The organism is Microbispora corallina (assembly GCF_016863035.1).
In the GTDB taxonomy this organism is placed as follows: Bacteria; Actinomycetota; Actinomycetes; order Streptosporangiales; family Streptosporangiaceae; genus Microbispora; species Microbispora corallina.
Map to the genome: position 1 here is coordinate 318,828 of NZ_BOOC01000002.1, position 22,844 is coordinate 341,671.

Here is a 22,844-nt window from a genome sequence, read left to right on the forward strand (position 1 = left end):
GGATCGGCGGGGTCAGTACCCGATCGAGACGGCGGCGTTGATCGGTTCGTTGTGGAGCAGGCACTGCAGGATGCAGTCGGCCAGGTCGGCGCGCGAGACGCGGAGTGCGCCGCGCACGTTGCGGTCGACGGCGCTGCGGTAGGCGCCGGTGTGGGGTCCGTCGGTCAGCATCGGGGGACGCACGATCGTCCACTCCAGACCACTGGCGCGCACGACCTCCTCCATCCGGCGCTTGTCGGCGATGGTGTGCTTGAGCAGGTTGCCCAGGAGCGGCTTCATGATCAGGCGGGTGAGCGGGCCGTCGCCCTCGGTGGTGAGGGTGCCGGCGCTGACCACGACGAGCCGTCGGACGCGTACGATGCGCATGGCCTGGGCGATGCCGGCCGTCCCGGCGGCGCAGACGGTCGTCGGTACCCGCCCGTCGCGTGAGCCCAGCGCCGACACCACCGCGTCACAACCCTCGATGGCGGGGCGGAGCGTGGCGGGATCCGTCACGTCACCCCGCAGCACGGTCAGGTGAGGATGCGACTCGGTGAGCCGGGCCGGGTCGCGGACCACCGCGGTGACCTCGTCCCCCGCCTCGCAGGCCTGCCGGATCAACTGCCGGCCGGTGCCTCCGGTCGCACCGAAAAGCGCGATCTTCATCGTTTCTCCTCTGTCATGAACGGGATCGAGGCGGGACTGGCCCGGGTTCTTCGTGTTCGAGGTCTGGCAGCGCCGCCGCCTGCCGCGACAAGGGAAGGGCACCGTCGAGCGCGGCGCAGGCGGAGTCCGTGCGATGCCTCACGATGCCGGGCCCGGGCGGTCGTGTCGTCGGACATGGGAACGCATTCGCACTACCCCCGGCGGCGGCGTGGCCCGGCGACGGCTACATCCGAGGGTGTAGCGCTGAGCTACATCTGTCACCTGATGTACGGCTCAGCGTGACCGTCTACCGTTCGGTCGTGGGCGGCAAGGGTCCGCACGTGCATCGCGTGACCCGGCGGAACGGGTGGACGGTCAACGGCCACGCCTTCGAGTCGCGATGGATCGACGCCCACCCCGAACTCGGCGGCGTCGAGTTCGGAAATCCCGCCGGCCCGGCTTCCAGGCCATCTGGCCGACATCCTCCCGGGAAGGATTCACCGTGAGCGCACACAGCACGATCTCGCGCAGTCATCGGGTGCGTAACCGCATCTTCGTCTTCCTGCACCGCGTCGGGCTGCCGATCGGCCCGATCCACCTGCTGACGGTCCCCGGCCGGAAGAGCGGCCTTCCGCGGACCACTCCGGTGGCCCCGGTGGTCGTCGACGGGGTGCACTACGTACTGCAGGCGTATCCGAACTCCGATTGGGCCAAGAACGCCCGGGCCGCGGGGCAGGGCGTGCTCACCCGCGGACGCCGGAGCCAGGCCGTGGACCTCGCGGAGGTCCCCGAGGCGCAGCGCGCCGACATCCTGCGGGAGTTCCCCCGCCAGAACCCCCTCGGTGTCCGTGCCTTCGTGCAGAACGGCCTGGTCGATTCCCCGTCTCCTGAGAGTTTCGCCGCGGCCGCCCCGCGCTGCACGCTGTTCAGCGCCACTCCGCGGGGGGCCCACACGTAGGAGACCTCCGCCCGCCACATTTCAGGGGCGCCGCCGCCGGCGGCGAGTAGGCCAGTCCTTCCGCGGTTGTTCTCGCCGGCGGGCTCGCCGAGTGGCTCGCCGCCGGAGCCGGGTGATGTGACGGCCCTGCCCCGTGAGCGCTCACGTCAACGAAGCACCTTTCACAGTGACCTCACCGCACCTGCTGCGATCTTCAGAGCGAATAACCCGAACACCAATGTACGGATTAGTGCTAGCCTCGGAAGTCGTACACACGTGTTCGGGTTAATCATGCGCCCGTCCACGCAGGAGGGAGCAGGTCATGGCCGCTACGTCACCGTCGCCGATCTCCACCGGCCGGGACCACCCCGGGCCACCCGGCCCGCGCCGGTGGTGGCTGCTGGGGCTGTTGAGCGTCGCGCAGTTCATGCTCGTTCTCGATGTGACCGTCGTGAACGTGGCGCTGCCCGACATCGGCGCCGACCTGGCACTGCAGGGCGGAGTCGTGCCATGGGTGCTGACGGCCTACACGCTGGCGTTCGGTGGTCTCATGCTGCTCGGCGGCCGCGCCGCCGACATGTCCGGCGCTCGCCGCGTGCTCCTCGGCGGTCTGACGATCTTCGTCCTCGCGTCGCTGGTCAGCGGACTCGCGGCTGACGCCACGATGCTCCTGGCCGGCCGAGCGGCGCAGGGCGTCGGCGCGGCGCTGATGTCGCCGGCGGCGCTGTCGGTGATCACCACGACCTTCGCCGGCGAGGACCGGTCCAGGGCGCTGGGCGTATGGGCGGCGATCGGCGGCGCCGGCTCGGCCCTGGGCGTGATCCTCGGCGGCCTGCTGACGTCCGGCCCAGGCTGGCGGTGGGTGTTCTTCATCAACGTGCCCGCCGGGCTGGCGATCCTGGCGCTCCTGCCCACGCTGATCCCCGCCAGCCGGCGGCACCTGGCCGCTACCGGCCGGGTGGACGTCGCCGGTGCGCTCTCGGTCACCCTCGCCACCGGCGCCGCCATCTACGGACTGATCAACGCCGGCGGGCACGGCTGGCTCGCGGGCTCGACGCTCCTGTCATTGGCCGCCGCGGTCCTGCTCTACGGAGTGTTCGCGGTGGTCGAGCGCGGGGCCGCCACACCGCTGATGCCGTTGCGGGTGCTGACCCGCCGCCCGGTCGTGGCCGGGGCGTCACTGATGCTGGTCGCCACCGGCCTGTTGGTGAGCGCGTTCTTCCTCGGGTCGTTCTATCTCCAGCGTCTTCACGGCTACAGCGCCGCGACGACCGGCCTGGCCTTCCTGCCGATCGCGCTCGGGACGACCATCGGGGCCCACACGGGCAGCCGCGCCGTCACGCACCTCGACGGACGTGTGCTCGCCGCCGGCTCACTGACCGTCACCGCGGCCGGATGCGGGCTGGCGGCCGGTGCCGGCGGGCCCGCCCTGCTGATCGCCGGGCTCACCCTGGCGGCGATCGGTGTCGGCGCCGCGCTGGTCACGGCGGTCACCGCGGCGCTGACCGCCGTCGCTCCTGACGAGGCGGGAACGCGCTCGGGCATCGTGAACACCTTCCACGAACTCGGCGGCGCGCTCGGGGTCGCCGTCCTGTCCACGGTCGCCGCCGGCGGCGTGACCGGCGAGGTCAGCGCGACCGGCGTCGCCCTGGCCTTCACGGTCGGCGCCGTCGCAGCTCTGGCGGCCGCCGCGCTGAGCGTGTTCGTCGTACCCCCGGGAGTCGCACCCGCCGGTGCGACACCGCACGCCCACTGACGCCGACCCGCCGTCGCAGCCGAGCCGTACGCGGGCGCGTCGACGGCACGCCGATCCGAACACGACCCTTGAGGAGAACGACGATGAACGCCCACCGCCCGGCGCGCGACGACGCCGGCACCATGACCCCTCCCCGTCCCCTTCGCCGGCCCGGCATCGAGGACGGCACCCGGTATATGCGGATGATGGTGAACCTCACCGCGATGATCGGGGGCCCGCTGTTCCTGCTCACCGTCATCCTGCACCCGGCCCGCGACGGGCACGACATCGCGGCGCACGCCCAGTGGTACGCGTTCACCCACTCCATGGAGGCCATCAGCCTGCTGGTCCAGGCGACCTGCCTGGCCGGCGTCCTGGCTCTGGGCATGCGCGAGTTCGGTTCGCGCGGACTCGCGGCGCTGTACACCGCTCTGGCCGGCACCATGTTGTGGTTCGGTCTCATCGTCTTCGACGGCGGCCACAACCCGGTGACGGCCAAGTACGCGCCCGACCTCGTGCACACCTCCAAGGACATCGACGTCGAGGGCGGCATCATCGTGCTGGCGGCGAACATCGTCTTCCCTCTGGGATACGTGCTGCTCGCCCTGCTGCTCAACCGGTACGGACAGCGGTTGACCGGCCTGCTCCTGGGATTCGGCGGCGTCGTCTACGCGATCGGCGGCACCGCGGCGCTGTTCGGCTTCGGACCGCACTCGATGGTCACGTCGGTCTTCGAGATCGTCGGCGCCGCGCCGTACGCGGTGGGATACGTGCTGCTCGGCCGCAGCTTCGCACGAGCCGGCTGAGCAGCTCCGGTGCCGTCGTCGGCGGGGACGTCTAGAACACCGGGATGATGTCCTCGGGATCGACGACGTCCACCGCGACGCCCTCGATGTCCAGCTCGGGGATCGCGGGGAACTCGATGCCCCACCGCTCGACGATCGCCCGCACCCGGGCCATGGCCAGCCGCCAGTTGTCGGCCTGCTCGTCGTACGAGAGCACGCCGAGCCCGCCCTCGCGGGCGTGGTCCATGAGGACGCGGTGGTTGTGCAGGAAGTACGGCGGCAGCTCCCAGAAGCCGCCCGGCGGCTCCCAGAGGATCATCGACAGGAACACGAACCCGGCCCGCAGCTGACGGGTGATGAGGCCGCGGACGTCGTCGGTGAGCCCGGGCCACTCGTTCTCCAGGATCGTCATGCAGATCTGCAGGTGCCGGGACTCGTCCCGGCCGATCTTGTGGAACATGTCCGAGAACAGCGGGTGGACCGTCCCCGACGCCATGCCGCGAAACAGCGTGGAGGCCGCCATCTCGCCCATCATGAAGCTGGTGAACAGCACGGCCAGGGAGTACTTCCCCACGGCCGTGGTGTAGCCGTTCCAGTACCGGCCGCCGTTGTGGTAGAGCCAGCCGATGTTGTTGTGCGCGGCCCGCTCCAGGTCGGTCCGGGGCTCCCAGTCGAGCGGCCCGCCGGGCCACAGCAGGGCGATGGCCCGCTGGCAGCACTCCTCGTGGTTCATCTCGTCACGGGTGATGGAGAAGAAGCACTTGCGGACCGGGTCCTCCTCGTGCTTCTCGAACGCCTGGATCGTGGCGCGGGCGAACACGGCCGGCCCGGAGGCGTCGAAGTTGGCCAGCACGGAGAACCAGTACATGATCCCGAGCCGCTGCTCGGGCGTGAAGCCGTCCGGGTCGAGCAGGTCCCACGGCAGGTCGGCGGGGTTCCAGACCATGCGCTTGGACTTCTCGTAGATGGCCGCCAGCTTCTCGGTCTCCACCCGCCATTCCATCGGGTAGATGTTCGGCTGCGGGATCTCGGGCGCAGGCCAGAATCCGCCCTCCGGGATCGTGACGTCCGCCAATCCCCTCACCCTCCCGCGCCGCGACGATATGACACCGACGTCCCCATCCTGCGCCCCGGCGTCACACGATTCAAGCCCCGGCGGGACGGGGATCGGCGGCCCCGCGCAGCAGACCGGACGCCAGCGTCCGCATGCCGGCCGCGAGCCGGTCGGCCTCCCCCTGCCGCAGCATACGCACGACGGAGTCGTTGTGGAGGGACCCGATGAGGACGTGCGCCAGCACGTCGGCGTCCAGATCCGGCCGGGCCTGCGCGATCAGCGCCGACATGTGGCCGTGCCAGAAGAGGTAGACGGGGTTCGCCTCGCGGTCCCCCTCGGCGTGGCGCCGGTTGGCCAGGGCGTGCTCGTGCGCCGCCATCAGGCCGACGTTGCCGTCCACCAGACGGACGATCGCGTCCACGAACGCCTCCAGCCGGTCGGCGGGCGGAGCCCCTGGCCCGAGCGGCGGGGGTCCCGACGTGACGGCCTCGCGGAGGGCGAGCACCCGCTGCTCGATCAGCGCCCACATCAGTCCCGTACGGCTGCCGAAGCGGTGGAAGACCGTGCCCTTGCTCACGCCCGCGGCCGCGGCCACATCCTCGAGCGAGACCTGGTCGGGCCCGTGCCGCCGCAGCAGGTCCTCGGCCGCCTCCAGGATCGCGCGCCGGTTGCGGGCCGCGTCGGCGCGCTCGCGGCGCTGCTCGCCCACCCGCCTCCTCCTCACCCGGCCCGTGACAACTGAACCGCCGGTCCATATAGTACTGCCGAGCGAAGTTGACCGGTGGTTCAGTTAGAGAGGTGGCGCCGTGCGCGCGATCGTCATGCACGAACCGGGAGGGCCGGAGGTCCTGCGGCCGGAGGAGGTCCCTGAGCCGTCGCCGGGCCCGGGGCAGGTGGTCATCCGGGTCGAGGCGGCCGGGGTGGGCTACGCCGACACGCTGCTGCGCGCCCGCGGCTTCCCCCTGCCCGTCCCGCTGCCGGCGGTCTTCGGCTTCGAGGCGGCCGGAACGGTGACGGAGACGGGCGACAGGGTGGATCCGGCGCTCGTGGGCACCCGGGTGGTCACGCTGCGGCTCGGCGGGGACGGCGGCACCTACGCCGAGTACGCGAGGGCGGAGGCGGACTCCCTGACCGTCGTCCCGGATCCGGTGACACCCGCCGACGCCGTGGCGGTCGCCGTCCAGGGCGCCGTGGCGCTCACGCTGGTGCGCGAGGCGCGCCTGACGGGGAGCGAGACGGTGCTGGTCGAGGTCGCGGCGGGCGGCGTCGGGGCGTACCTCACCCAGCTCGCCCCCGCGATGGGGGCTAGCCGTGTGATCGCCACCGCCGGAAGCGCCGGGAAACGGCGGCAGGCGGAGGACCTGGGGGCGGACCTCGTCCTCGACCACACCGACCCCGGCTGGACGGACCGGGTCGCCGAGGCGGGCGGCACCCTCGACGTCGTCTTCGAGTCGATCGGGGGCGCCTCGGCCGGACGACTCCTCGACGCGATGACGCCCGGCAGCGGGCGGATGCTGCTCTACGGCGTCCTCGACGGCCCGCCCGCCGTCGCCCCGATGGACCTGCTCCGCCGGGGGCTGACGCTCGCCGGGTGCGGCGGCCTCACGGGATGGGCCCTGCGTGTCCAGGAGGCCCGGGCCGAGGTGCTGGACATGCTGGCGGCGGGGCGGCTGCGCCCGTGGGTCGACAGCGTCCTGCCCCTGGAGGAGGCGGCCGCCGCGCACCGGCGCATCGAGGAGCGCGCGGCCTCCGGGAAGATCGTCCTCGTCCCCTGAGCGGGCTCACCTCGGCGCTCCCCTGCTGACCTGGGTGACGGCCACGCAGACCAGGACGGCGAGAGCGGCGGCGACGGTGGCGGCGCCGAACCGCTCGCCCAGCAGCCACCACGCCCACACCAGCGTGAGCAGCGGCTGGGCGAGCTGGATCTGCCCGGCCCTGGCGATACCGCCCATCGCGAGCCCGGCGTACCAGGGGACGAAGCCCAGGAACATGGACACCAGGCCGGCGTACGCGAACCCGGCCAGCGACACGGCGGTGAGCCGGGGGTGCGTGGTCAGCGCGAGGACGGCCGTCACCGGGACCGTGACCGGCGCGGCCAGCACGACCGCGTACGAGATGACCCGCCAGCCGGGGGTCTGCCTGGCCAGGCGGCCGCCCTCCGTGTAGCCCACGGCCGCCGACAGCAGCGCGAGCACGAGCAGCGCGTCCGCCCCGGCGAAGCGGCCGGTCCCCCGCGTGAGGGTGAACACGGTGATCGACAGCGCGCCCGCCGCGCACGCGGCCCAGAACAGGGGGCGCGGCCGCTCCCCCGCCCTCAGTACGGCGAACGCCGCCGTCGCCGCGGGCAGCAGCCCGATGACGACGGCCGAGTGGGCCGCGCTCGCGCCGCCGTGCAGGGCCAGCCCGCTGAACAGCGGGAAGCCCACGACCACGCCCAGCACGATCAGGGCGTACGACCGCAGGTGGGAGCGGGGAGGCAGCAGGGGCGCCCCGGCGGCCGCGAGACAGGCGGCCGCGGCGACCGCCGCGAGGGCGGCCCGGCCGATGGCGACCAGGTACGGGTCGAACCCCCGCATCGCGAAGACGGTGGCAGGGAACGAGCCGGAGAACGCGGCCATCCCCGCCCCCGCCAGCAGGCTCCCCTGCCAGGCCCGGCGCCGGGGCGTCCGCTCCCGCACCGCTACCGGCGGTATGGCGATAGCGCTATCGTCAGCTTTCATGAATGACGATAGCAGTATCGTCCGGCTCGCCGCGATCCTCCGGGAGGAGGCCGCGCGGGCCCGTCCGGGCGACCGGCTGCCGTCGAGCCGGGAGATCATGCGCAGGCACGGGGTGGGGCCGGTCACCGTGTCGCGGGCCATCGCCGAACTGGCCGCCGAAGGGCGGGTGGTGAGCCGCCCTGGCAGCGGCGTGTTCGTCGCGCCCGCGCGGCCGCCGGCGGGCGAGGCGCCCGACCCGTCCTGGCAGACGGTCGCCCTGGGAGACCGGGTGGTCGACGACTCCGCGGTGGCCGCGCTGCTGGCCCGGCCCGCCGACGGCGTCGTGCCGCTCACCGGCGGCTACCTCAACCCCGATTTCCGGCCGGCGAGGGCGCTGGCCGCCGCGGCGGCGAGAGCCGTACGACGGCCCGAGGCGTGGGACATGCCGCCGCTGAACGGCCTGCCGGAGCTGCGCCGGTGGTTCGCCGGCGAGGCGGGCGGCACGGTCACGCAGAGCGACGTGCTCGTGGTCAGCGGAGGCCAGGCGGCGCTCACGCACGCGTTCCGGGCGCTGGCGGGACCCGGATCGCCGCTGCTGGTGGAGACGCCGACCTACCCGGGCGCGCTGGCGGCCGCGCGCATCGCCGGCCTGCGGCCGCACGCCGTCCCGGCCGACCGCGACGGCGTCCGGCCCGACCTGCTGGCCGAGGCGTTCGCGCTGACGGGCGCCCGGGTCTTCTACTGTCAGCCGACGCTGCAGAACCCGACGGGCGCGACGCTCAGCCGGGAGCGCAGGGAGCAGGTGCTGGCAGTCGCGCGGGCGGCGGGAGCGTTCGTCATCGAGGACGACTTCGCCCGGTATCTCACCACGGCACCCGCGCCGCCGCCCATGGTCGCGACCGACGCGCACGGAACCGTCGTGCACATCCTGTCGCTGAGCAAGATCACCTCGGCGAGCCTGCGCGTCGCGGGGCTGATCGCGCGCGGTCCGGCGGCCCATCGCCTGCGGGCCGTCCAGGTGGTGGAGGCGTTCTTCGTGGCCAGGCCGCTGCAGGAGACGGCGCTCGAGTTCGTCCACTCCCCCGCCTGGCGGCGGCACCTCGGCGCGGTGCGGCAGGAGATCGGGGTCCGGCAGGCCGCGTTGCTGGCCGGTCTCGCCCGGCACGCCCCCGCCCTGGAGGTCCACCTCGTCCCCTCCGGGGGCATGCACGTGTGGGTGCGGCTCCCTCCGGCGGCGGACGAGGCGGCCGTGGCGGAGGCGGCCCAGCTCAAGGGTGTGCTGGTCAGCCCGGGACGGATGTACTACCCGTCCGAGCCGCCGGGACCGCGGCTGCGGCTGACGCACATGGCCCCGGCGGGGGTGGCGGAACTCGACGAGGGCGTGCGCCGCCTGGGCGCCGCCCTCGCGGGCGTCTCGGGGACGCCGGTGTGAGCCCGCTCAGCGGGTGCGGGGACGCTGAGCGTCGGCCGCCGCCCGGCGGCGCTCCCGGCGCTCCTTCTCGCGCATGGCCAGGTAGGCCAGGTAACTGACGCGCATCGGATCCTCCTCGGAATGATTGACACCATCATAACGCTTACGCCGGTGTTGGCATTCCGCAACCTCCTACTGTCGTAAAGTGGTCACGAGGGGTGATCGACAATGACGGGCCCGGCGGAGCTGCTCCGCGATTTCGTGAACACCTACGATGTCGAGCAAGACGCCGACGAGCTGGCCTCACCGGCCGAGCTGTCCGTGTGGCTGCGCGAACGAGGCCTGGTCGGCGAGGACGACCGCGCCGTCGACGAGGACCTCGCCCTCGCCGCCCACCTGCGTGAGGGGCTGCGGCACGCACTGCTGCGCAACCACGACGGCGGGCCGTACGCCGTCCCCCCCGATCTGGACGCCGCGCTCGCGGCGCTCCCGGTGCGGGTGACGCTCGACGGAGGGACCCCGGCGCTCACTCCCCTGACGGACGGGGTCGGCGGGGGGCTCGCGAGGATCGCCGCCATGATCGCCGCGACGCACGCCGACGGCACCTGGCCCCGGCTCAAGGTCTGCGCCGAGAGCACGTGCCAGTGGGCCTTCATCGACTCCTCCAAGAACCGGTCACGCTCCTGGTGTTCCATGCGCGTGTGCGGAAACCGCACCAAAACAAGGGCATATCGGGCACGACGCCACGCAGAAGGTACGCCGAGCCCTTCCTGACCAGTACGGTGTTACAGGCAAAGAAAGGAGCCGGCCGGATGGGTGTTAGAGCTGCCCGCCTCGAGGACGTCGACGCGGTGACGAGCACCCAGATTCGAGCGTGGAAGGCGGCCTACCGAGACTTCCTGCCTCCGGGTCCCCTGGAGCAGATGACCGGCCCGGCGGCTGAGAAGATGTGGCGCCGCCAGTGGGAGGAGGCGATCCTCTCCCCGCCCACCCCGCGTCACCGCGTGCTGGTCGCGGTCGAGCGGGTGGTCCCCGACACCGACGCCTTCACCGCGCTCGGGCCTGGCGGAATTCTGGCCACGGCCGCGCAGCGGGCGTCCGACCGGGTCGTCGGGCTCGCCTCTCACGGCCCCGCCGAGGACCCCGACCTGCGTCCCTCCACCACGGCCGAACTGCTCACGCTGCTGGTCGACCCCAACCACATCCGTCGGGGCCACGCCAGCCGCCTGCTCAACGCGACCGTCGACCACCTGCGCGAGGACGGCTACAGCACGGTGGTCACGTGGGTGTTCGCCGACAACCACCCGATGCTGGGCTTCCTGGAGTCCGCGGGCTGGGGCGAGGACGAGGCCGAGCGCGTCCTCGACATGGGCCGCCCCATCCGGATGATCCGCCTGAGCACCGACATCAGCTGACCCTTCTGTGATCGCCGGGGCCCGCCGTCGGGGACCGGCGACCTGCCGATATCGTGTCGGTGCGTCCCGTACGTCCGTGGATGCGCGTCTGTCGCGCCCCCCGGCGGAGTGCGCGGACGGAAGCCGCAGGCAGGAAGTCGGCAGGAAAAGGAAGTCACGTGGCCACCCCAGCTGAATGGTTCGCCGGCGCGCGCCCGCGTACGCTGCCCGCCGCCGTCGTCCCGGTCGCCGTCGGCACCGGCGCGGCCGTCTACGAAGGCGGCGCGATCTGGTGGCGGGCCCTGCTCGCCCTGTTCGTGGCCCTCGCCCTGCAGGTGGGGGTCAACTACGCCAACGACTACAGCGACGGCGTGAAGGGCACCGACCGGGACCGCGTCGGCCCGATGCGTCTCGTCGGGTCGGGGGTCGCCGCCCCCAGGGACGTGCTGGCCGCGGCGCTCGGCTGCTTCCTGGCCGCCGCCGTCGCCGGGCTCGTGCTCGTGGTGGCGACCGGGGCCTGGTGGCTCCTGCTCGTCGGCCTCGCCGCGATCCTCGCCGCGTGGTTCTACACCGGGGGCTCCCGCCCGTACGGCTACCGCGCGCTGGGCGAGGTCTCGGTCTTCGTGTTCTTCGGCCTCGTGGCGGTCGTCGGCACCACCTATGTCCAGGTGGAGCGCCTGAGCTGGGTGGCGGTGGCCGCCGCCGTCCCCGTGGGGCTGCTGGCCTGCGCGCTCCTGGTGGTCAACAACCTCCGCGACATCGCCACCGACGGGACGTCCGGCAAGCGCACGCTGGCCGTTGTGCTGGGCGACACCCGCACCCGGCTGCTGTACTCGGCGGCGCTGATCCTGCCGTTCGCCGTCGCGATCGCCCTCGTGCCCTGGCGCCCGTTCGCCGCGCTGACCCTGCTGGCCCTGCCGCTCGCGCTCCCGCCGGTCAGGGCGGTCCGCTCCGGCGCCGTCGGCCCCGCCCTCATCGCCACCCTGCAGCAGACCGGCCGCCTCCAGCTCGTCTTCGGCGCCCTCTTCGCGCTCGGCCTCGCGCTCTGACCGGTCCCGAGGGAGCGGCCGCCGGCCTGGCGGACGGCGGCCGTCACCTCGCGATCCTGCCTCAGACGCCCGTCACGCCCGTGCCGCGCCTCCGGCCGTCTCCTTGATCAGGGCCAGCACCTCGTCGAACCGCGCGTCGATACGCGCGTCCATCAGGTCCAGGCGCCGGTCGACACGGTCGAACCGCTCGTCCACCGCCCCGAACCGCTCGTCCACCGCGACGAATCGCTCGTCCATCGCGGCGAGCCTCTCGTCAACGGCGATGAGCCGCTCGTCCACGGCGGCGAGCCTCTCCTCCACCGCGACGAACCGCTCGTCGACCGCGTCGAAGCGTCCGTCCATCCCGACGAACCGCTCGTCCACGGCATCGAAGCGCCCGTCCATCGTGATGAACCGGTCCTCCACGGCGTCGAAGCGCTCGCCCATGTCCGTGAACCGCGCCTTCACCTCGCCGCGGAACTCGGACAGGTCGTCGTGCAGAGCCTGGATCATGCGCGTGTTGGCGCCCTGGGCGTGCTGCACCTCCAGCCGCGCGCGCTCGACCTTGTTGTCGACGCTGCCGATAAGGATCTTGATGGACTGCACGTCGATCTCGAGGCCCGTGATGCGGTCCTCGAAGCTCTCGCCCACCATGCTGATCATGCCTTTCTCCTCGGGGGGTCGTCCGGACGGCCGCCGACCGGCGGCCCCGCCATACTTTGGCGGAAGCGGGCGAGGCTCGCGCGGCGCTTCGGACGCGTCCTCCACAGGCGGGCGCGCGGCGGTGGAGACACGCACACCCCGGGGACGAGGCTTATAGGTCCAGGAGGGGCTCCAGCCCCACCGTCAGCCCGTTCAGTCCGCTGATGCGCCGGATGCCGAGAAGAACCCCTGGGGTGAAGGATGCCCGGCTCATCGTGTCGTGGCGGAGCGTCAGGATCTCCCCCTCGCCGCCGAGGAGCACCTCCTGGTGGGCGATCAGACCGGCCAGCCGTACGGCGTGCACGTGGACGTCGTCCACCGTGGCCCCCCGGGCCCCGTCGAGCTCGGTGGTCGTGGCGTCGGGCGAGGGCCCGAGCCCCGCCTCCCGGCGCGCCCGCGCGACGAGCTCCGCCGTACGGCGGGCCGTGCCGGAGGGGGCGTCGGCCTTGTGCGGGTGGTGCAGCTCGACGATCTCGACGGACTCGAAGTACTTCGCCGCCTGCTGGGCGAAGTGCATCATCAGCACGGCGGCGATGCCGAAGTTGGGGGCGATGAGCGCGTTCGTCCCCGGGTTGGCGGCGAGCCAGCCGCGGACCGTCTCCAGCCGTTCCGCGTCGAAGCCGGTCGTGCCGACGACCGTGTGGATGCCGTGGCCGACGCACCACTCGAGGTTGGACATGACCACGTCCGGGTGCGTGAAGTCCACCACCACCTCGGCCTTGGCCAGCGCGTCGAGCGGGTCGTCCTTGTCGACCGCCGCCACCAGCTCCAGATCGTCGGCCGCGTCCACGGCCCTGCACACTTCCACGCCGACGCGCCCGCGAGCGCCCAGTACACCGACCTTAATCACGGGCCAAGGCTATAGCCACCCGCCGTTCCCGCGCCGACGCCACCTGCGGGTACAGTGCCCGGGCCGCGTGTGGGGACGGCCGCGTGTGTGACGCGGATCACGGGAACCCGGCGGCGGGGACGGACAGGTCGAGACGTGGAACGAACGATGCGCGCCCGGCTCAGAGCCGGCGACACGGCCGCCTTCGGCGAGCTGTTCGACGAGCACGCACAGGCGATCTTCCGCCATGCCGCGCGGGCGACCGGGGACCGGTCGACGGCCGAGGACGTGGTGTCGCTGACCTTCCTGGAGGCCTGGCGGCTGCGCGGACGGCTGGACCCGGAGGGTGACGCCGTCGCCCCGTGGCTTTTCGGCATCGCCACCAACGTGCTCCGCAACACGGCGCGGGCGGCTCGGCGGCACCGGGCGGCGCTGTCCCGCCTGCCCGTCCGGGACGAGGTGCCCGACTTCGCCGACGCGCTGGCCGGCCGCGCCGAGGACGCCGAGCGGCTGGCCGCGGCGCGGGCGGCGCTGTCCCGGCTGAGCGCCGCCGACAGGGAGATCATCATGCTGTGCGTCTGGGCCGGACTGGACTACGCGGCCACCGCCGAGGCCCTGGGCATCCCCGTGGGCACCGTGCGCTCCCGGTTGTCCCGGGCGCGGGCCCGGCTGCGGGAGCAGGCCGTCACGACGCGAAGGGAGAACCGGTGAACGCCGAGATCGAGGACCTCGCCCGCATGCTCCCCGACCCGGGGGGCCCCGAGCTGCCGCCGATGCGGCACCGGCAGATGCGGGACCACTTCGTCCGGGAGATCGGCCGGCGCCGCCGCCGGCGCCCCCGTCTACTGCTCGCTCCGGCGGCCGCCGCCGTGCTCGCGCTGGTCCTGGCGTTCGCGGTGCTGCGCCCGCACGACGTTCCGGCCCGGGAGGTCTCCTCCACCACGGCGCCGGTGATCCGCGTGCCGGACGCCACGGCGCAGGGCGTCGCCGAGACGCTCGGCCGGATCGCCGACGCGGCCGCCCGCCGGCCCGTCACGGTTCTGCCACCGGGCGGGTTCGCGTACACCAGGAGCGTGGTGTCGAGCTCCCGCCCCGATCGCGAGCGGACGTTCGGCGGGCCCCTGGAGCCGATCGCCCTGCACGAGCGGCAGGCCTGGATTCCCGGGGACGCGTCCGGGAAGGGCCTCATCCGCGAGAACGGCGGGGAGACCACGCTGTCCCCTGCCCGGGACACGCCGACGTACGACCAGCTCGCGGCCCTGCCCGCGGACCCCGAGGCCACGCTGGAATGGTTGTACGCCCGCCAGGGCGACCGGAGCCCGGCCCGGGCGTTCGACCAGGTTCAGGGGCTGCTGGACGAGACGGTCGTGCCGCCGGCCGCCCGCGCCGCGCTCTACCGGGCCACGGCCCTCATCCCGGGGGTGCGCGTGGTGCGCCGGTCGCAGGACGCGCTCGGCCGCGACGGCGTCGGCGTGGCGTTCGACGCGAACGGCGAGCGCACCGAGTGGGTCTTCGACCGGAGTTCCCTCGTCTACCTCGGCAGCCGCGACTACCTGGTCCGCGACTCCGGCCGCGGCGAGGCGGGAACCGTGCTCAGCGCCAGCGCCGTCCTCGCCCAGGGCGTGACGGACGCGGCCGGCCGGCTCCCCTGAGACGACGAAGCCGCGCGGCGCCCGTATGGGCGGCCGCGCGGCCCGGTGCGACCAGGTCAGGCGACGGCGAAGCCGAAGTCCTTGTCCGGGTACGGCCCGATCACGGCGAGCGTCATCGGGCGGTTGAGGATGTCCGCCGCCACCTCGGCGATGTCGTCGGGGGTGACGGCCTCGATCCGGGTGAGCACCTCGTCGACCGGCATGAGCTGCTCGTACACGAGCTCGCTCTTGCCGATCCTGGACATCCGGGAGCCGGTGTCCTCCAGGCCGAGCACGAGCCCGCCCCGCATCTGGCCCTTGCCGCGGGCGATCTCCTCGGAGGTGATGCCCTCGGCCACGACCCTGGCCACCTCGTCGCGGCAGATCTTCAGCACGTCGTCGATCTTCGACGGCAGGCAGCCGACGTAGATGCCGAACTGGCCGGTGTCGGCGTACTGCGAGGTGTAGCTGTACGCGCTGTAGGCGAGGCCGCGCTTCTCCCGGATCTCCTGGAACAGCCGGGACGACATGCCGCCGCCGAGCGCCGCGTTCAGCACGCCGAGCGCGAAGCGGCGGTCGTCGGTGCGGGAGACGCCGGTCGTCCCGAGGACCAGGTTGGCCTGCTCGGTGGGCCGGTCGACCACCCGGACGCCGGAGCGCCGCTCCACCCCCGGGCCGCCGATGCGCGGGTCGGCGGGCGCCGCCGTCCCGCCGAGGGCGCCGGCGCGCTCGTAGGCGTCGGCCACCAGGCGGACCACGATGTCGTGGTCCACGTTGCCGGCCACCGACACCACGGTCCGCGGCGGCACGTAGAAGCGCTGGTAGTACTCGTGGATGCGGTCGCGGGTGAGCGCGTTGATCGAGTCGTCGTTGCCGAGGATCGGCCGCCCGATCGGCGTGTCGCCGTACAGCTCGGCGGAGAACTGCTCGTGCACGACGTCCGAGGGGTCGTCGTCGTGCATGGCGATCTCCTCGAGGATCACGCCCCGCTCGGACTCGACGTCCTCAGCGGCGACCAGGGAGGAGGTCACGACGTCGGACAGGACGTCGATCGCCAGCGGGAGATCCTCGTCGAGCACCCGCGCGTAGTAGCAGGTGTACTCCTTCGCGGTGAACGCGTTGATCTCCCCGCCGATGCCCTCGATCGACGCCGAGATCTCCATGGCGTCCCTGGTCGGCGTGCCCTTGAACAGCAGGTGCTCGAGGAAGTGGGTGGCGCCCATGTGCTCGGGCGCCTCGTCCCGGGAGCCGATGCCGACCCACATGCCGACCGCCACGCTGCGGACGGTCGGCATCGTCTCGGTGACGACCCGGAGGCCACCGGGGAGGACGGTGCGGCGGATGGCCCCGGCGCCGTCCTTCCCCGGAAACAGAACCGTGGTCGTCACGAGTTGCGCTCGTCCCGGCCGCCGCGGGTGCGGCTGCGACGCGGGCGCGATGCGCGCTCCTCCTGCGAGCCGTCCTGCGACGCCGGGGCGGGAACCTCGGCGGGCGCGGCCGCCCCGCCGGCCTCGCCGGAGGCGGCCTTCTCCGCGGCCTCCTTCTCCACGACCTCGACCGGGACGAGGGACAGCTTGCCGCGCGAGTCGATCTCGGCGATCTCCACCTGGATCTTCTCGCCGACGTTCATGACGTCCTCGACGTTCTCGATCCGGCGGCCGCCGTGCAGCTTGCGGATCTGCGAGACGTGCAGCAGGCCGTCCTTGCCGGGCAGCAGCGACACGAACGCGCCGAAGGCGGCGATCTTGACGACCGTGCCCAGGTAGCGCTCGCCGACCTCCGGCATGTGCGGGTTCGCGATGCCGTTGATCAGCGACCGGGCCGCCTCGGCCGACGGGCCGTCGGTGGCGCCGATGTAGATCGTGCCGTCGTCCTCGATCGTGATCTCGGCGCCCGTGTCGTCCTGGATCTGGTTGATCATCTTGCCCTTGGGGCCGATGACCTCGCCGATCTTGTCGACCGGGACCTTGATCGTGATGATGCGCGGCGCGGTCGGGTTCATCTCCGCCGGGGAGTCGATGGCCTCCTGCATCACGTCGAGGATCGCCAGCCGGGCGCCCCTCGCCTGCTTCAGCGCCGCCGCGAGCACGTGGGCCGGGATGCCGTCCAGCTTGGTGTCCAGCTGCAGGGCGGTGATCACGTCCTTGGTGCCGGCGACCTTGAAGTCCATGTCGCCCATCGCGTCCTCGGCGCCGAGGATGTCGGTCAGCGTGACGTACTGGTCGCCCTCGCCGATGAGGCCCATCGCGATGCCGGCGACCATCTCCTTGAGCGGCACACCGGCGTCGAGCAGCGCCATCGTCGAGGCGCAGACCGAGCCCATCGAGGTCGAGCCGTTCGAGCCGAGCGCCTCCGACACCTGCCGGATGGCGTACGGGAACTCCTCGCGGGACGGCAGCACGGGCACGAGCGCCCGCTCGGCCAGCGCGCCGTGGCCGATCTCGCGCCGCTTCGGCGAGCCCACGCGGCCCGTCTCACCGGTGGAGTACGGCGGGAAGTTGTAGTTGTGCATGTAACGCTTGGTCCGCTCGGGATTGAGCGTGTCGATCATCTGCTCCATGCGCAGCATGTTCAGCGTGGTGATGCCGAGGATCTGGGTCTCGCCGCGCTCGAACAGGGCCGAGCCGTGCACCCGCGGCACCACGTGGACCTCGGCGTTCAGCTGCCGGATGTCCTTCGGGCCGCGGCCGTCGATGCGGACGCCCTCGTTGATGACGCGCTCGCGCATCAGCTTCTTGGTCACGCTGCGGAACGCGGCGCCGATCTCCTTCTCCCGGCCCTCGAAGTCGGGCAGGAGCTTCTCGGCGGCCAGCGCCTTGACCCGCTCGATCTCCAGCTCGCGCTCCTGCTTGCCGGCGATCGTCAGCGCCGAGGCCAGCTCGCTCTTGACGGCCGCGGTGACGGCCTCCAGGGCGTCGTCCTGGTAGTCGAGGAAGATCGGGTACTCCTGGGTCTCCTTGGCGGCGACCTCGGCCAGCTTCGACTGGGCCTCGCAGAGCACCTTGATGAACGGCTTGGCGGCCTCCAGGCCCTGGGCCACGGCCTCCTCGGTCGGCGCCGCCGCGCCCTCGGCGACCAGCTTCAGCGTGTGGCGGGTCGACTCGGCCTCGACCATCATGATCGCGACGTCGCCGTCGGCCAGCACCCGGCCGGCCACGACCATGTCGAAGGTGGCGGTCTCCAGCTCGGAGTGGGTCGGGAAGGCCACCCACTGGCCGTCGATCAGCGCGACGCGGACGCCGCCGATCGGGCCGGAGAACGGCAGCCCGGCGAGCTGGGTCGACAGGCTCGCCGCGTTGATGGCGACCACGTCGTAGAGGTGCTCGGGGTGGAGCGCCATGATGGTGGCGACGACCTGGACCTCGTTGCGCAGGCCCTTCACGAAGGACGGGCGCAGCGGCCGGTCGATGAGGCGGCAGGTGAGGATCGCGTCCTCGGACGGCCGGCCCTCACGCCGGAAGAACGAGCCGGGGATGCGGCCCGCGGCGTACATCCGCTCCTCGACGTCCACGGTGAGCGGGAAGAAGTCCAGGCTCTCCTTGGGATGCTTGGACGCGGTGGTCGCGCTGAGGACCATGGTCTCGTCGTCCAGGTAGGCCACGGCGCTGCCCGCCGCCTGGCGGGCCAGGCGGCCCGTCTCGAACCTGATCGTACGCGTGCCGAATGAGCCGTTGTCGATGACGGCTTCTGTGCTGTGGACACCCTCCACGGGGGACCTCCTTGTCGGATCGGTCTCCCGCGTCGCTCAGTTCGCCGGGCTCCCCGTTCAGGTGCAGTGCCGGTCTTCGATCGAAGCGCCCGGTCCGTCCGCACGGCTGACGCCGTGGCGACCGGGGGCCACTACCGAGGACCGGCCCTCTCACGCCGCGGGATCGCGCGTGCGGCTTGCGTGCGGACGCGGGGCACTGGTCTGTCGGGCCGAGCCGGCCTCGCGGCCCGCTCTCCCTGTCGGCTGTTGAGTTGTCGGCTGTTCAGTTGTGGTTTACCGCAGGCCCATTGTGGCCCGCTATGGGAAAGGAGCGGCGAAGGATCGCCGCTCCTTTCTCAAATTATCGGCGCAGTCCGAGCCGCTCGATGAGGGAGCGGTACCGCGTGATGTCCTTGGCCTGCAGGTACTTCAGCAGGCGGCGCCGGCGGCCGACGAGCAGCAGCAGGCCGCGGCGGCTGTGGTGGTCGTGCTTGTGGACCTTCAGGTGCTCCGTCAGGTCGCTGATGCGCTTGCTCAGCAGCGCGATCTGGACCTCCGGGGACCCGGTGTCACCCTCGGTGGTGCCGTACTCGGCGACGATGGTCTTGGTGGTAGCGGCGTCGAGCGACACTGCTTCTCCTTCTGATGGGAGGCACGCACAACACTTTCCGAGCCCGCGAACGACCGTGCGTGCCTACAGTCGCCGTGACAGGCCAGCCGGGAGACGATGGACGTCACCCGAAGAGGGCTGACATTCAACGGTACCATCGCGACGCCGCGCCCTGCACAACTCCGATCACTTGCCGTGGTCGGGACGGCCGGGATCAGCGGCCCGAGGTCACCTCACGGGCGCGGTCGACGTCCGCGCGCATCTGGCTGATGAGCGCCTCGATCGAGTCGAAGCGCAACGTCTCACGCAGGCGCTCGGCGAAGTCGACCGCCACGTGCGCGCCGTACAGGTCGAGGTCGTCGCGGTCCAGCGCGTACGCCTCGACCGTGCGCTCCACCCCGTCGAACGTCGGGTTCGTCCCGATGGAGATGGCGGCCGGCCAGCGCTCCCCCTCGTACGGCGAGGGTGCCTGCGTGCACTGCAGCCAGCCCGCGTAGACGCCGTCGGCGGGGATGGCGGTGTGCTGCGGCGATTCGACGTTGGCCGTCGGGAACCCGAGCGCCTTGCCGCGCTGGTGCCCCCGGACCACCACGCCCTCCACCCGGTGCGGCCGGCCGAGGGCGGCGGCCGCCCCGGCCACGTCTCCGGCGGCGAGCCGCTCGCGCACCAGCGTGGAGGAGATGGCCTCGCCCTCGCTGACCAGCGGCACGCCCTCGGCGACGAAGTCGTACTTCTCACCCAGCGTGCGCAGGGTCTCCAGGTCGCCCGACGCCTTGTGCCCGAAGCGGAAGTTCTCCCCCACGACCACGCACGCGGCGTGCAGGCGGTCGACGAGCGCCGTCTGCACGAACTCGTCGGGCGACATGCGGGAGAACTCCAGGGTGAACGGCAGCACGCAGACCGCGTCCACGCCCAGCGACGCGAGCAGCTCGGTGCGCCGCCGCGGGGTGGTCAGCTGCGGCGGGTGGCTGCCCGGCCGCACCACCTCGTCGGGGTGCGGGTCGAAGGTCACGACCACGGAGAGGAGCCCGAGGGACCGGGCCGTCTCCACCGCACGGGCCACCATGCGCTGGTGCCCCAGGTGCACGCCGTCGAACACGCCGATCGTGACGACGGACCTGCCCCAGTCATCGGGGACGTCGTCCAGCCCGTGCCAGCTCTGCACCTCGACCTCGATTCGCTCTACCCATCGCCTCTGCGGCGCCGACGGCCCGCGCGGTCGTGCGGCCGCGCCGCCGCGGCGCAGTAGACAGCCTGCCATGCCGTAAGGCGTGGGCGGGAACCAGCCCCCGCCCACCGGGGGCGGCGCGGGTCAGGAGACGAAGACCACGAGCGGCCGGGCCGCGCCCCCGCGCTCCTCGACGAGCGCCAGCAGCGTGCCGTCGCCGGCGAACACGCCCGCGGGGCCGGGACCGAGCCCGGCGGCCCGCAGCCGCCCGCCGTGCGCCACCAGCCGCGCCTCCTCGTCCGTCACGTCCCTGCGCGGGAACGCGGCCGCCACCGCGTCGGCGATCGGCATGATCACGCACCCCCGCTGGAGCTCCTCGATCGTGCGGGCCGACTCGATCCCGTACGGACCGACGCGGGTGCGCCGCAGGTACGTGAGGTGCCCGCCCACGCCGAGGGCGGAGCCCAGGTCGCGGGCGAGCGAGCGGATGTACGTGCCGCTGGAGCAGGTGATCACGGCGTCCACGTCGACCGTCTCCCCCTCGCGGCGGACGGCGGTGACCTCGAACGCGCGGACCGTGACCGGCCGGGCGGCGAGCTCGACCTCCTCGCCGGCCCGGGCCCGCTTGTAGGCCCGCTCGCCGTTCACCTTGATGGCGCTCACCTGGGGAGGGACCTGCAGGATCTCGCCCGTCAGCGCCGCGATCCCCGCGCGCACGTCCTCGTCGGGCACGTGCCCGGCCGGGGCGGTCGCGACGACCTCCCCCTCGGCGTCGTCGGTGTTGGTCGAGACGCCGAGCCGGATCGTGGCCTCGTAGACCTTCTCCGTCAGCGCGAGGTGCCCGAGCAGCCGGGTGGCCTTCTCCACGCCCACCACGAGGACGCCGGTCGCCATCGGGTCGAGCGTGCCGGCGTGCCCGACCTTGCGGGTGCCCGCGATGCCGCGCATCTTGCCGACGACGTCGTGCGAGGTCCAGCCGGCGGGCTTGTCCACGATGATCAGCCCGCTGGGGGGCGGGGTGCGCTTCATGCGGCGTCCGGGGTGAGGAGGGGGCGGAGGGAGGCCATGGTCTCCTCCGGGGACAGGGTGGAGGAGAACCCGGCCGCGCAGGGGTGGCCGCCCCCGCCGAGCGCGGTGCACGCCCGCGCGACGTCCACGGCGCCCTTGGAGCGGGTCGAGACGTTCCACCCGCCCTCGTCGTCCTCCTTGAGCACCACGGCGACCTCGGCCTCGTCGACCCGGCGGATGACGTCGATGACGCCCTCCACCTCGTCGTACGGCAGGCCGTGCCGGGCCCTGTCGGCGCGGGTGAGGTAGGTCCAGACGAGCCCGCGCCCGCCCGCCCCCGCCGGCTCCAGCGTCACCCTGTCGAGGGCGGCGCCGAGCACCCGCAGGTACGCGAACGGCGACCGGTCCCACAGCTCACGGGCGATCGCGTCGGGGTCGAGCCCGGCCGCGATGAGCCGTCCGGCCATCGCGTGGGCGGCCGGGGTGGTGGCCGAGTAGCGGAACGAGCCGGTGTCGGTGACCAGGCCGGCGTACAGGCAGGTGGCGACGTCGCGGTCGACCGTGAGGCCGAGCCGCCCGGCGAGCCTCTCGACGAGCATGGTCGTCGAGGCGGCTCCCGGGTCGACCAGGTGGAGCGAGCCGAAGCGGGTGTTGGAGACGTGGTGGTCGACCACGACCAGCTCGGCGGCCTTGCCGGCGTTGGGGGCCAGCAGGCCGAGCCGGTCCATGGTGGAGGCGTCGAACGTCATCATCAGGGACGGCTCGGCCGGGTAGGCCGCGGGCTCGACGAGGAGGTCCTGGCCCGGGAGGAACCGCAGCAGCCGGGGGACGGTGAAACCGCGGTCGCCGAACGAGGCGACCACGTGCTTGCCGGCCGCGCGCAGGGCGAGGCCGAAGCCCAGCATCGAGCCGAGCGCGTCGCCGTCCGGGGTGACGTGACACGCCAGCGCGACGGTGTCCGCCGCGCGGACCAGCGCGACGGCGCGGTCCCAGTCCGCCTCGGGGACGGCGGTTGCGTCGGCGGTCACAGGGCGCGGTGCCCCGCCCGGCCGGTGGGCTCCTCCTCGCCCGCCTCGGCCGCCTCGTCCTCGATGTCCTCGTCGAACCGGTAGGGGTCGGCGTCGCCGGCGAACTCGGCGCCCTCGGCCTTCTTGGCGACCTCCTCGTCCTTGGCCCGGGCGAGGGCGAACAGGTCGTCCATGTGGCGAGCGCTGTCGGGGAGCGGGTCGTGCACGAACGTGAGGGTGGGGGTGTGCCGCAGGCCGGTCTGCCGGCCGACCTCGGATCTGATGATCCCCTTGGCGCTCTCGAGGGCGGCCGCGGTGTCGGCCCGCTCGGCCTCGGATCCGAACACGGTGTAGTACACCGTGGCGTCGCCCAGGTCCGCCGTGATCCTCGCGTCGGTCACGGTGACGAACCCGAGCCGCGGGTCCTTGATCCGCCGCTCCAGCATCTCCGCGACGACCTGCTGGATGCGATCGGCCAGCTTTCTGGCGCGCGCTGCGTCCATGATCACGCTCCCTCGTTGACTGTACGGCTGA

The 22,844-nt window shown here is 72.8% G+C and carries 23 protein-coding genes; 10 read left to right on the forward strand and 13 right to left on the reverse strand.

Features of this window, described 5'->3' with window-relative positions; all coding sequences use genetic code 11:
* Positions 1-12: 12 nt before the first annotated feature.
* Positions 13-645: an NAD(P)-dependent oxidoreductase gene (locus Mco01_RS03650; RefSeq protein WP_204055447.1), complete on the reverse strand. Its 633-nt coding sequence runs from the start codon at positions 643-645 to the stop codon at positions 13-15.
* Positions 646-1,126: 481 nt separating this feature from the next.
* On the opposite strand from Mco01_RS03650, the gene Mco01_RS03655 reads away from it, so the two are divergent.
* The 3 genes from Mco01_RS03655 (at position 1,127) to Mco01_RS03665 (ending at position 4,102) form a co-directional block, all read left to right on the forward strand.
* Positions 1,127-1,582, forward strand: coding sequence for a nitroreductase family deazaflavin-dependent oxidoreductase (locus tag Mco01_RS03655; RefSeq protein WP_204055448.1), 456 nt, complete (start codon positions 1,127-1,129; stop codon positions 1,580-1,582).
* A 301-nt stretch (positions 1,583-1,883) separates the two neighbouring features.
* Positions 1,884-3,317, forward strand: coding sequence for an MFS transporter (locus tag Mco01_RS03660; protein WP_204055449.1), 1,434 nt, complete (start codon positions 1,884-1,886; stop codon positions 3,315-3,317).
* Positions 3,318-3,400: 83 nt separating this feature from the next.
* The gene (locus Mco01_RS03665; protein ID WP_204055450.1) at positions 3,401-4,102 is read left to right on the forward strand and encodes a hypothetical protein; all 702 of its coding nucleotides are present in this window, start codon (positions 3,401-3,403) and stop codon (positions 4,100-4,102) included.
* A 31-nt stretch (positions 4,103-4,133) separates the two neighbouring features.
* Here Mco01_RS03665 and Mco01_RS03670 read toward each other — a convergent pair whose 3' ends face one another.
* Both Mco01_RS03670 and Mco01_RS03675 read right to left on the reverse strand, forming a co-directional pair.
* On the reverse strand, positions 4,134-5,156 hold the full coding sequence (locus Mco01_RS03670; protein ID WP_204055451.1) for a hypothetical protein: 1,023 nt from the start codon (positions 5,154-5,156) through the stop codon (positions 4,134-4,136).
* Positions 5,157-5,226: 70 nt separating this feature from the next.
* Positions 5,227-5,844 carry a TetR/AcrR family transcriptional regulator gene (locus Mco01_RS03675; RefSeq protein ID WP_036322455.1) on the reverse strand — a complete coding sequence of 206 codons (618 nt, stop codon included), beginning with the start codon at positions 5,842-5,844 and terminating at the stop codon, positions 5,227-5,229.
* Between the two features lie 97 nt (positions 5,845-5,941).
* On the opposite strand from Mco01_RS03675, the gene Mco01_RS03680 reads away from it, so the two are divergent.
* Complete coding sequence (locus tag Mco01_RS03680; RefSeq protein ID WP_239103308.1) at positions 5,942-6,910, forward strand: quinone oxidoreductase family protein; 969 nt, start codon at positions 5,942-5,944, stop codon at positions 6,908-6,910.
* Between the two features lie 6 nt (positions 6,911-6,916).
* Here Mco01_RS03680 and Mco01_RS03685 read toward each other — a convergent pair whose 3' ends face one another.
* Positions 6,917-7,855, reverse strand: coding sequence for a DMT family transporter (locus Mco01_RS03685; protein ID WP_239103309.1), 939 nt, complete (start codon positions 7,853-7,855; stop codon positions 6,917-6,919).
* Between Mco01_RS03685 and Mco01_RS03690 the strand changes: the two genes are divergently transcribed.
* The 4 genes from Mco01_RS03690 (at position 7,854) to Mco01_RS03705 (ending at position 11,688) form a co-directional block, all read left to right on the forward strand.
* Positions 7,854-9,266: an aminotransferase-like domain-containing protein gene (locus tag Mco01_RS03690; protein ID WP_204055452.1), complete on the forward strand. Its 1,413-nt coding sequence runs from the start codon at positions 7,854-7,856 to the stop codon at positions 9,264-9,266. The two genes, Mco01_RS03685 and Mco01_RS03690, sit on opposite strands and share 2 nt — an antisense overlap.
* 207 nt (positions 9,267-9,473) lie before the next feature.
* A complete protein-coding gene (locus tag Mco01_RS03695) occupies positions 9,474-10,019 on the forward strand; it encodes a CGNR zinc finger domain-containing protein (RefSeq protein ID WP_204055453.1) in 546 nt (181 codons plus the stop codon).
* A 38-nt stretch (positions 10,020-10,057) separates the two neighbouring features.
* The gene (locus Mco01_RS03700; RefSeq protein WP_036322462.1) at positions 10,058-10,660 is read left to right on the forward strand and encodes a GNAT family N-acetyltransferase; all 603 of its coding nucleotides are present in this window, start codon (positions 10,058-10,060) and stop codon (positions 10,658-10,660) included.
* Positions 10,661-10,818: 158 nt separating this feature from the next.
* The gene (locus Mco01_RS03705) at positions 10,819-11,688 is read left to right on the forward strand and encodes a 1,4-dihydroxy-2-naphthoate polyprenyltransferase (protein WP_204055454.1); all 870 of its coding nucleotides are present in this window, start codon (positions 10,819-10,821) and stop codon (positions 11,686-11,688) included.
* Between the two features lie 72 nt (positions 11,689-11,760).
* Here Mco01_RS03705 and Mco01_RS03710 read toward each other — a convergent pair whose 3' ends face one another.
* Both Mco01_RS03710 and dapB read right to left on the reverse strand, forming a co-directional pair.
* Positions 11,761-12,330, reverse strand: a complete 570-nt coding sequence (locus Mco01_RS03710; RefSeq protein WP_204055455.1) for a hypothetical protein — start codon at positions 12,328-12,330, stop codon at positions 11,761-11,763.
* Between the two features lie 151 nt (positions 12,331-12,481).
* The gene (gene dapB, locus Mco01_RS03715) at positions 12,482-13,219 is read right to left on the reverse strand and encodes a 4-hydroxy-tetrahydrodipicolinate reductase (protein ID WP_204055456.1); all 738 of its coding nucleotides are present in this window, start codon (positions 13,217-13,219) and stop codon (positions 12,482-12,484) included.
* 135 nt (positions 13,220-13,354) lie between these two features.
* Here dapB and Mco01_RS03720 point away from each other — a divergent pair, with 135 nt between their 5' ends.
* Together Mco01_RS03720 and Mco01_RS03725 are read left to right on the forward strand one after the other, a co-directional pair.
* On the forward strand, positions 13,355-13,909 hold the full coding sequence (locus tag Mco01_RS03720; protein ID WP_239103310.1) for an RNA polymerase sigma factor: 555 nt from the start codon (positions 13,355-13,357) through the stop codon (positions 13,907-13,909).
* Complete coding sequence (locus tag Mco01_RS03725; RefSeq protein WP_204055457.1) at positions 13,906-14,850, forward strand: CU044_5270 family protein; 945 nt, start codon at positions 13,906-13,908, stop codon at positions 14,848-14,850. The genes Mco01_RS03720 and Mco01_RS03725 overlap by 4 nt, the downstream gene beginning before the upstream one ends.
* Positions 14,851-14,906: 56 nt before the next feature.
* Here Mco01_RS03725 and Mco01_RS03730 read toward each other — a convergent pair whose 3' ends face one another.
* The 7 genes from Mco01_RS03730 to rbfA form a co-directional block, all read right to left on the reverse strand.
* Positions 14,907-16,217, reverse strand: coding sequence for a M16 family metallopeptidase (locus Mco01_RS03730; protein ID WP_204055458.1), 1,311 nt, complete (start codon positions 16,215-16,217; stop codon positions 14,907-14,909).
* Entirely contained in the window at positions 16,214-18,538 is a 2,325-nt protein-coding gene (locus Mco01_RS03735) for a polyribonucleotide nucleotidyltransferase (protein ID WP_204055459.1), read from the reverse strand. Before Mco01_RS03735 ends, Mco01_RS03730 begins: the two co-directional genes overlap by 4 nt.
* Positions 18,539-18,878: 340 nt before the next feature.
* On the reverse strand, positions 18,879-19,148 hold the full coding sequence (gene rpsO / locus Mco01_RS03740) for a 30S ribosomal protein S15 (RefSeq protein WP_204055460.1): 270 nt from the start codon (positions 19,146-19,148) through the stop codon (positions 18,879-18,881).
* A gap of 193 nt (positions 19,149-19,341) precedes the next feature.
* A complete protein-coding gene (locus Mco01_RS03745; protein WP_204055461.1) occupies positions 19,342-20,292 on the reverse strand; it encodes a bifunctional riboflavin kinase/FAD synthetase in 951 nt (316 codons plus the stop codon).
* A 147-nt stretch (positions 20,293-20,439) separates the two neighbouring features.
* Entirely contained in the window at positions 20,440-21,324 is an 885-nt protein-coding gene (gene truB / locus Mco01_RS03750) for a tRNA pseudouridine(55) synthase TruB (RefSeq protein WP_204055462.1), read from the reverse strand.
* Entirely contained in the window at positions 21,321-22,331 is a 1,011-nt protein-coding gene (locus tag Mco01_RS03755; protein ID WP_204055463.1) for a DHH family phosphoesterase, read from the reverse strand. Before Mco01_RS03755 ends, truB begins: the two co-directional genes overlap by 4 nt.
* Entirely contained in the window at positions 22,328-22,816 is a 489-nt protein-coding gene (rbfA, locus tag Mco01_RS03760; protein WP_204055553.1) for a 30S ribosome-binding factor RbfA, read from the reverse strand. Before rbfA ends, Mco01_RS03755 begins: the two co-directional genes overlap by 4 nt.
* Between the last annotated feature and the right edge of the window lie 28 nt (positions 22,817-22,844).

Excerpts from the sequence above, each read along its gene's own strand:
- Mco01_RS03665 (WP_204055450.1), top strand. The coding sequence starts at position 3,401 with ATGAACGCCCACCGCCCGGCGCGCGACGACGCCGGCACCATGACCCCT.
- Mco01_RS03690 (WP_204055452.1), top strand. The coding sequence starts at position 7,854 with ATGAATGACGATAGCAGTATCGTCCGGCTCGCCGCGATCCTCCGGGAG.
- Mco01_RS03685 (WP_239103309.1), bottom strand. The coding sequence starts at position 7,855 with ATGAAAGCTGACGATAGCGCTATCGCCATACCGCCGGTAGCGGTGCGG.
- Mco01_RS03710 (WP_204055455.1), bottom strand. The coding sequence starts at position 12,330 with ATGATCAGCATGGTGGGCGAGAGCTTCGAGGACCGCATCACGGGCCTC.
- Mco01_RS03695 (WP_204055453.1), top strand. The coding sequence starts at position 9,474 with ATGACGGGCCCGGCGGAGCTGCTCCGCGATTTCGTGAACACCTACGAT.
- Mco01_RS03660 (WP_204055449.1), top strand. The coding sequence starts at position 1,884 with ATGGCCGCTACGTCACCGTCGCCGATCTCCACCGGCCGGGACCACCCC.
- Mco01_RS03700 (WP_036322462.1), top strand. The coding sequence starts at position 10,058 with ATGGGTGTTAGAGCTGCCCGCCTCGAGGACGTCGACGCGGTGACGAGC.
- Mco01_RS03650 (WP_204055447.1), bottom strand. The coding sequence starts at position 645 with ATGAAGATCGCGCTTTTCGGTGCGACCGGAGGCACCGGCCGGCAGTTG.
- truB (WP_204055462.1), bottom strand. The coding sequence starts at position 21,324 with ATGAAGCGCACCCCGCCCCCCAGCGGGCTGATCATCGTGGACAAGCCC.